Source organism: Rhizomicrobium sp. (assembly GCF_056722145.1).
Genome location: NZ_JBWZET010000045.1, coordinates 1 through 5,648 on the forward strand (window position 1 = coordinate 1; position 5,648 = coordinate 5,648).

The 5,648-nt window shown below is 65.1% G+C and carries 6 protein-coding genes; 1 reads left to right on the forward strand and 5 read right to left on the reverse strand.

What is annotated here, in order from left to right; all coding sequences use genetic code 11:
• The 5 genes from AC1P6P_RS02735 to AC1P6P_RS02755 all read right to left on the reverse strand — a co-directional run.
• The coding region (locus tag AC1P6P_RS02735; protein WP_481400900.1) for a methylmalonyl-CoA mutase family protein at positions 1-583 on the reverse strand (583 nt) is incomplete at its 3' end.
• An 8-nt stretch (positions 584-591) separates the two neighbouring features.
• Entirely contained in the window at positions 592-1,374 is a 783-nt protein-coding gene (locus tag AC1P6P_RS02740; RefSeq protein WP_481400901.1) for an enoyl-CoA hydratase-related protein, read from the reverse strand.
• An 8-nt stretch (positions 1,375-1,382) separates the two neighbouring features.
• On the reverse strand, positions 1,383-1,820 hold the full coding sequence (gene mce, locus AC1P6P_RS02745; RefSeq protein WP_481400902.1) for a methylmalonyl-CoA epimerase: 438 nt from the start codon (positions 1,818-1,820) through the stop codon (positions 1,383-1,385).
• A gap of 95 nt (positions 1,821-1,915) precedes the next feature.
• The gene (bktB, locus tag AC1P6P_RS02750; protein WP_481400903.1) at positions 1,916-3,094 is read right to left on the reverse strand and encodes a beta-ketothiolase BktB; all 1,179 of its coding nucleotides are present in this window, start codon (positions 3,092-3,094) and stop codon (positions 1,916-1,918) included.
• A 27-nt stretch (positions 3,095-3,121) separates the two neighbouring features.
• On the reverse strand, positions 3,122-4,654 hold the full coding sequence (locus tag AC1P6P_RS02755; RefSeq protein WP_481400904.1) for an acyl-CoA carboxylase subunit beta: 1,533 nt from the start codon (positions 4,652-4,654) through the stop codon (positions 3,122-3,124).
• A 121-nt stretch (positions 4,655-4,775) separates the two neighbouring features.
• Here AC1P6P_RS02755 and AC1P6P_RS02760 point away from each other — a divergent pair.
• Positions 4,776-5,648: helix-turn-helix domain-containing protein (locus AC1P6P_RS02760; protein WP_481400905.1), on the forward strand; the 873-nt coding region annotated here is incomplete at its 3' end.

The window sequence follows — 5,648 nt, forward strand, 5'->3', positions numbered from 1 at the left end:
GCGGATAGATGTAGGTGTTGCGGACCATGAACTCCTTGAGGATGTCGTTCTGGATGGTGCCGTCGAGCTTTTCGGTGGGGACGCCCTGTTCCTCGCCGGCGACGATGAAGAACGCCATGATCGGGATGACCGCGCCGTTCATCGTCATCGACACCGACATCTGATCGAGCGGGATGCCGTCGAACAGGATCTTCATGTCTTCGACCGAGTCGATCGCCACGCCGGCTTTGCCGACGTCGCCGGTGACGCGAGGGTGATCGCTGTCATAGCCGCGATGGGTGGCGAGGTCGAAGGCGACCGAGAGGCCCTTCTGGCCGGCGGCGAGGTTGCGGCGATAGAACGCGTTCGATTCCTCGGCGGTGGAGAAGCCCGCGTACTGGCGGATCGTCCACGGGCGACCCGCATACATGCTGGCGCGGACGCCGCGGGTGAACGGGGCGAAGCCGGGGAGGCCCGGGTCTTCGCTGACGTCCTCGGCGGTGTAGAGCGGCTTGACGGCGATGCCCTCGGGGGTCTGCCAGGTCAGGTTCTTGCCCTTGACTTCCTTGGCGGCAGCGGCCTGCCAGTCTTCGATCTTCGCCATGATAGTCCTCACTTGCCCTGGAAATTGGGGCTGCGTTTTTCGAGAAATGCGGAAACGGCTTCGGCGCAATCGGCACTGCCGCCGGCCACGCGCTGGCCTTCGGCTTCGAGTGCGAGGGCAGCGGCGTAATCGCCGTCGAGCGCGGTGGCGATGTTGCGGCGGATCAGTCCGTAGGAAACGGTGGGGCCTTTCGCCAGCTTTGCCGCCAGTGCCTGGGCTTCGGCGAGCAGCGCGTCGTCGGCCACCACCTTGTAGATCATGCCCCAGTCGAGCGCCTGCGCCGCGCCGACCTTCTCGGCCAGCATCATCATCTGCATCGCGCGCGGGGTGCCGATCAGGCGGGGAAGCAGCCAGGTGCCACCGGCATCGGGGACGAGGCCGACGTTGGGGAAGGCCATGAAGAAGAACGCGCTCTCGCCGGCGATGACGAGATCGGCCGAGAGCGCGAGCGGGGCCCCTGCCCCGGCGGCGGCGCCGTTGACCGCGGCGATGACCGGAATGTCGAGCGCGCGCAGCTTGAGCAGCATGGGATTGACGTTTTCGGAGAGGCCGCGCTTGATCTCGTCGCCCATGGTCTGCCCGGCGGGGACGGACATGCCCATGTCGCCGCCCGAGCAGAAGCTCTTGCCGGCGGCGGCGATGACGAGGGCGCGGGCGTCACCCAGGTGGTCGAGCGCGTGGCTGATCTCGTCGGCCATCGCCCAGGCCAGCGCGTTGCGCGTGGCAGGATGGTTGAGCGTCAGCGTGGCGACGCCGCCGGCTATTTCGAGGGTGATGCGTTCGTAGGCCATGCGCCCTCTCAGTGCGGATGCTTCGGGGTTTCCATGATCTCGGTCAGTTGTCCGCCCATGTCCTTGGGGTGGACAAAGAAGATCATCGTGCCGTGGGCGCCGATGCGCGGTTCGCCGAGGACGCGCTTGCCCTGGCCTTCGAACCAGGCCTTGGCGGCGTGGATATCGGGCACTTCGAAGCAGACGTGGTGCTGGCCGCCGAGCGGGTTCTTTTCGAGCCACTTGCCGACGGCGCTGTCGGGCGAGGTGGGCTGGAGCAGCTCGACCTGGGTGCCCGCCGTGCCGTTTTCACCGGGCGTGTTGACGAAGCAGACGCGGACCTGCTGCGATTCGAGCACGAACGGTTCAGTGATGTCGGTGGCGCCCATCACGTCGCGGTAGAAGGCGACGCTGGCGTCGAGATCGGGCGTGGCGACACCGATGTGGTTGAGACGGCCGAGTTTCATGTCGTTATGCTCCTGTTCCCACAAGGGAGACGGCGCATCAGGCGGAGAGTCCCCTCCACCGCCTGCGGCGGTCCCCCTCCCCGTACCGGGGAGGATTAGACGTTCTCGATGACCAGGGCGATGCCCTGGCCGCCGCCGATGCACATCGTCATCATGCCGTACTTGCCGCCGATGCGCTTGAGTTCATGGATCGCCTTGACGGTCATGATGACGCCAGTGGCGCCGACCGGGTGGCCGAGGCTGACGCCAGAGCCGTTGGGGTTGACCTTCTCGGCATCGAAACCCAGCACCTTGGCGACCGCGGCGGCCTGGGCGGCGAAGGCTTCGTTCGATTCGATCACGTCGATCTGGTCGAGCGTCAGCCCGGCGCGCTTGAGCGCGATCGGCACCGCCTTGATCGGGCCTTCGCCCATGTATTCGGGCTCGACCCCGGCGTGGCCCCAGGCGACGATCTTCGCGAGCGGCTTGAGGCCGCGCTTCTGGACCTCGCTGGCGGTGGCGAGCACCACGGCGGCGGCGCCGTCGTTGATGCCGCTGGCGTTGCCGGCGGTGACGGTGCCGTCCTTCTTGAAGGCGGGCTTCATCGCGGCGAGGACTTCGACGGTGGTGTCGGCCTTCACATGCTCGTCGGTGTCGAACACGACCACGCCCTTGCGGGTCTTGATCTCTACGGGCAAGATCTGGTCCTTGAAACGGCCTTCGGCCTGGGCGCGGGCGGCGCGGGCGTGGCTGGTGGCAGCGAGCGCATCCATGTCCTCGCGGCTGATGCAGTGGCGCTCGGCCACGTTTTCGGCGGTGATCCCCATGTGATAGCCGCCGATCGGATCGGACAGGCCGATCAGGAGCGCGTCCTCCAGCACGATGTTGCCCATCTTCTGGCCCCACCGGCTGGTGTGGTCATGGAACGGGGTGTTGGTCATCGATTCGGCACCGCCCGCGAGGGTGACGCCGGCTTCGCCGAGCTTCATCATCTGCGCGGCGGAGACGATCGCCTGGATGCCTGAGCCGCACAGGCGGTTGAGGGTCATCGCCGGGACTTCGTTGGGAATGCCGGCGTTGAGCGCGCAGACGCGGCTGAGGAAGGCATCGCGCGCGCTGTTCGAGCCGACTTCGCCGAACACGACATGCTCGATGTCCGACGGGGCGACGCCCGCGCGCTTCATCGCTTCGGCGGCGACGAGTCCACCGAGATCGCTGGCCTTGAAGCTCTTCAGCGCCCCGCCGAAATCACCGACTGCCGTGCGGACGCCGCTGACGATGTAGATGTCTTCCATGATCGTTTTCCTATGCAAACGGGACGCTCAGAGCGGGATGTTGTCGTGCTTCTTCCAGGGGTTTTCGAGCGCCTTGTTGCGCAGCTTCCTGAGGCCCAGCGCGATGCGACGCCGCGTCGAGTGGGGGTGGATCACCTCGTCGATGAAGCCCTTGCTGGCGGCGACGAACGGGTTGGCGAAGCGGTCTTCGTATTCCCTGGTCTTCTCGGCCTGTTCTTCCGCGGAAAGGCCGCGGAAGATGATCTCGACCGCGCCCTTGGCGCCCATCACCGCGATTTCGGCGGTGGGCCAGGCATAGTTGAGATCGCCGCGCAGGTGCTTCGAGGCCATGACGTCGTAGGCGCCGCCGTAGGCCTTGCGGGTGATCACGGTGATCTTGGGCACGGTGGCTTCGGCATAGGCGAACAGCAGTTTGGCGCCGTGCTTGATGATGCCGTTATGCTCCTGCGCAGTGCCGGGGAGGAAGCCGGGGACATCGACGAACGTGAGGATCGGGATGTTGAACGCATCGCAGAAGCGCACGAAGCGGGCGGCCTTCTTCGACGAGTTGATGTCGAGCACGCCGGCCAGCACCATCGGCTGGTTGGCGACGACGCCGACGGTGCGCCCCTCGATGCGGCCGAAGCCGCAGAGGATGTTGCCGGCGTGGCCGGGCTGGATCTGGAAGAAATCGCCCTCGTCGAGCACTTTCCGGATCACCTCGACCATGTCGTAGGGCTGGTTGGCGTTGGCGGGGATGATCGTGTCAAGGCTGTTTTCCAGACGGTCCCACGGGTCCGAATTCGGCCGTTCGGGCACCTCGTCCTGGTTCGACGACGGCAGGAAGTCGAAGAAATCGCGGGTGGCGAGCAGGGCTTCGATGTCGTTCTCGAGCGCGAGGTCGGACACCGAGGTCTTGGTCGAGTGGGTGACTGCGCCGCCGAGTTCTTCCTGGGTGACGATCTCGTTGGTGACGGTCTTGACCACGTCGGGCCCCGTCACGAACATGAAGCTCGAATCCTTCACCATCAGGATGAAGTCGGTCATCGCGGGGCTGTACACTGCGCCGCCCGCGCAGGGGCCCATGATGAGGCTGATCTGCGGGATCACGCCCGATGCCATGACGTTGCGCTGGAAAATCTCGGCATAGCCGGCGAGCGAGGCGACGCCCTCCTGGATGCGCGCGCCGCCCGAGTCATTGATGCCGATCACGGGCGCGCCGACCTTCATCGCCATGTCCATGATCTTGCAGATCTTCATCGCGTGCCGTTCGGACACCGCGCCGCCGAAGACGGTGAAGTCCTGGCTGAAGACGAAGACGAGGCGGCCGTTGATCGTGCCCGATCCGGTGACGACGCCGTCGCCGGGAATATGCTGCTCGTCCATGCCGAAGTCGATGCAGTTATGCTCGACATACATGTCCACCTCCTCGAAGCTCCCCTCGTCGAGGAGAACGTCGAGGCGCTCGCGCGCGGTCAGGCGGCCTTTGCCGTGCTGGTTGTCGATGCGGCGCTGGCCACCGCCCATACGGGCTGCGTCACGCTTGGCTTCCAGCTTTTCGAGAATGGCGAGCTTGGACATGCGGAGTGCTTTTCCTGTTATAAGGGTCGCGTCGATGAGGCGCCTTCCCAAGATTTGCCGTCCAGCGCAAATGCGAATTTGCGGAATTGCAAAAAATCGTTTTGCAAATTAATGAATATGCATGTCTCGCGGCGTTCGCCTCTTCGTCGGCCCCAAGGTGCGGCAATTGCGCCTCGACCAACGGCTCGATCAGGCTGGCATGGCGAAATTACTTGGGATTTCTGTCAGTTACCTCTCGCAGCTCGAAAATGACGACAGGCCGTTGACCGCCAAGGTGAAGGCCGCCCTCGCCCGCGCCTTTCCGCTCGACTGGACCAGTTTCGACGAGCGGCAGGAGGAGCAATTGCTCGGCGCGTTCAACTGGGCGATGGCGAGCCCGGCGGTGGGCTCGCCGCCCGCTGATGCTGAGCGGACCGAGCGGCTTCTGCTGCACTATCCCGACTTCGCGGCGCGCTATGTCGATCTGCATCATGCCTGGCGACAGGCGCAGGACCGCATCGCGATGATGGAGGAGGCGCTGGCGAGCGACGCCGCCCCCGCCGCGCGCATGCCGTGGGAACTGGTACGCGACTGGTTTCACGAGGCGGGCAATTATATCCACGCGCTCGATTGCCGGGCGGAGGATTTGGCGGAGGAACTGGGTCTGGGCGGCCCGGATGTGGAGGCGCGGCTGATCGCGGCGCTCAAGCATCGTCATGGCTGCGACACGGCGCTGATCGATACGCCGGGGGACGGGCTGCGCGCGTTCGATCCAAATCTCAAAATCGTTCGTATCAATTCTTCTCAACCTGCTGCAACAAGATCATTTTTATTGGCGGTTCAACTCATACGCCTCGAAGCGGGCGACATGCTGGCGGAGTTGGCGGCAGGCGCGTTCATGAGCAACCCTAGTGCAAATGCCCTCCTCCACATCGGCCTCGCCAACTACGGTGCCGGCGCGCTCCTGATGCCCTATCGTCGCTTCCGCGACACCGCCCGTGCACTGCGCCACGAC

Bases quoted from the DNA above. Each gene is read 5' to 3' on its own strand.
- AC1P6P_RS02740 (WP_481400901.1), bottom strand. From the start codon at position 1,374: ATGGCCTACGAACGCATCACCCTCGAAATAGCCGGCGGCGTCGCCACG.
- mce (WP_481400902.1), bottom strand. From the start codon at position 1,820: ATGAAACTCGGCCGTCTCAACCACATCGGTGTCGCCACGCCCGATCTC.
- bktB (WP_481400903.1), bottom strand. From the start codon at position 3,094: ATGGAAGACATCTACATCGTCAGCGGCGTCCGCACGGCAGTCGGTGAT.
- AC1P6P_RS02755 (WP_481400904.1), bottom strand. From the start codon at position 4,654: ATGTCCAAGCTCGCCATTCTCGAAAAGCTGGAAGCCAAGCGTGACGCA.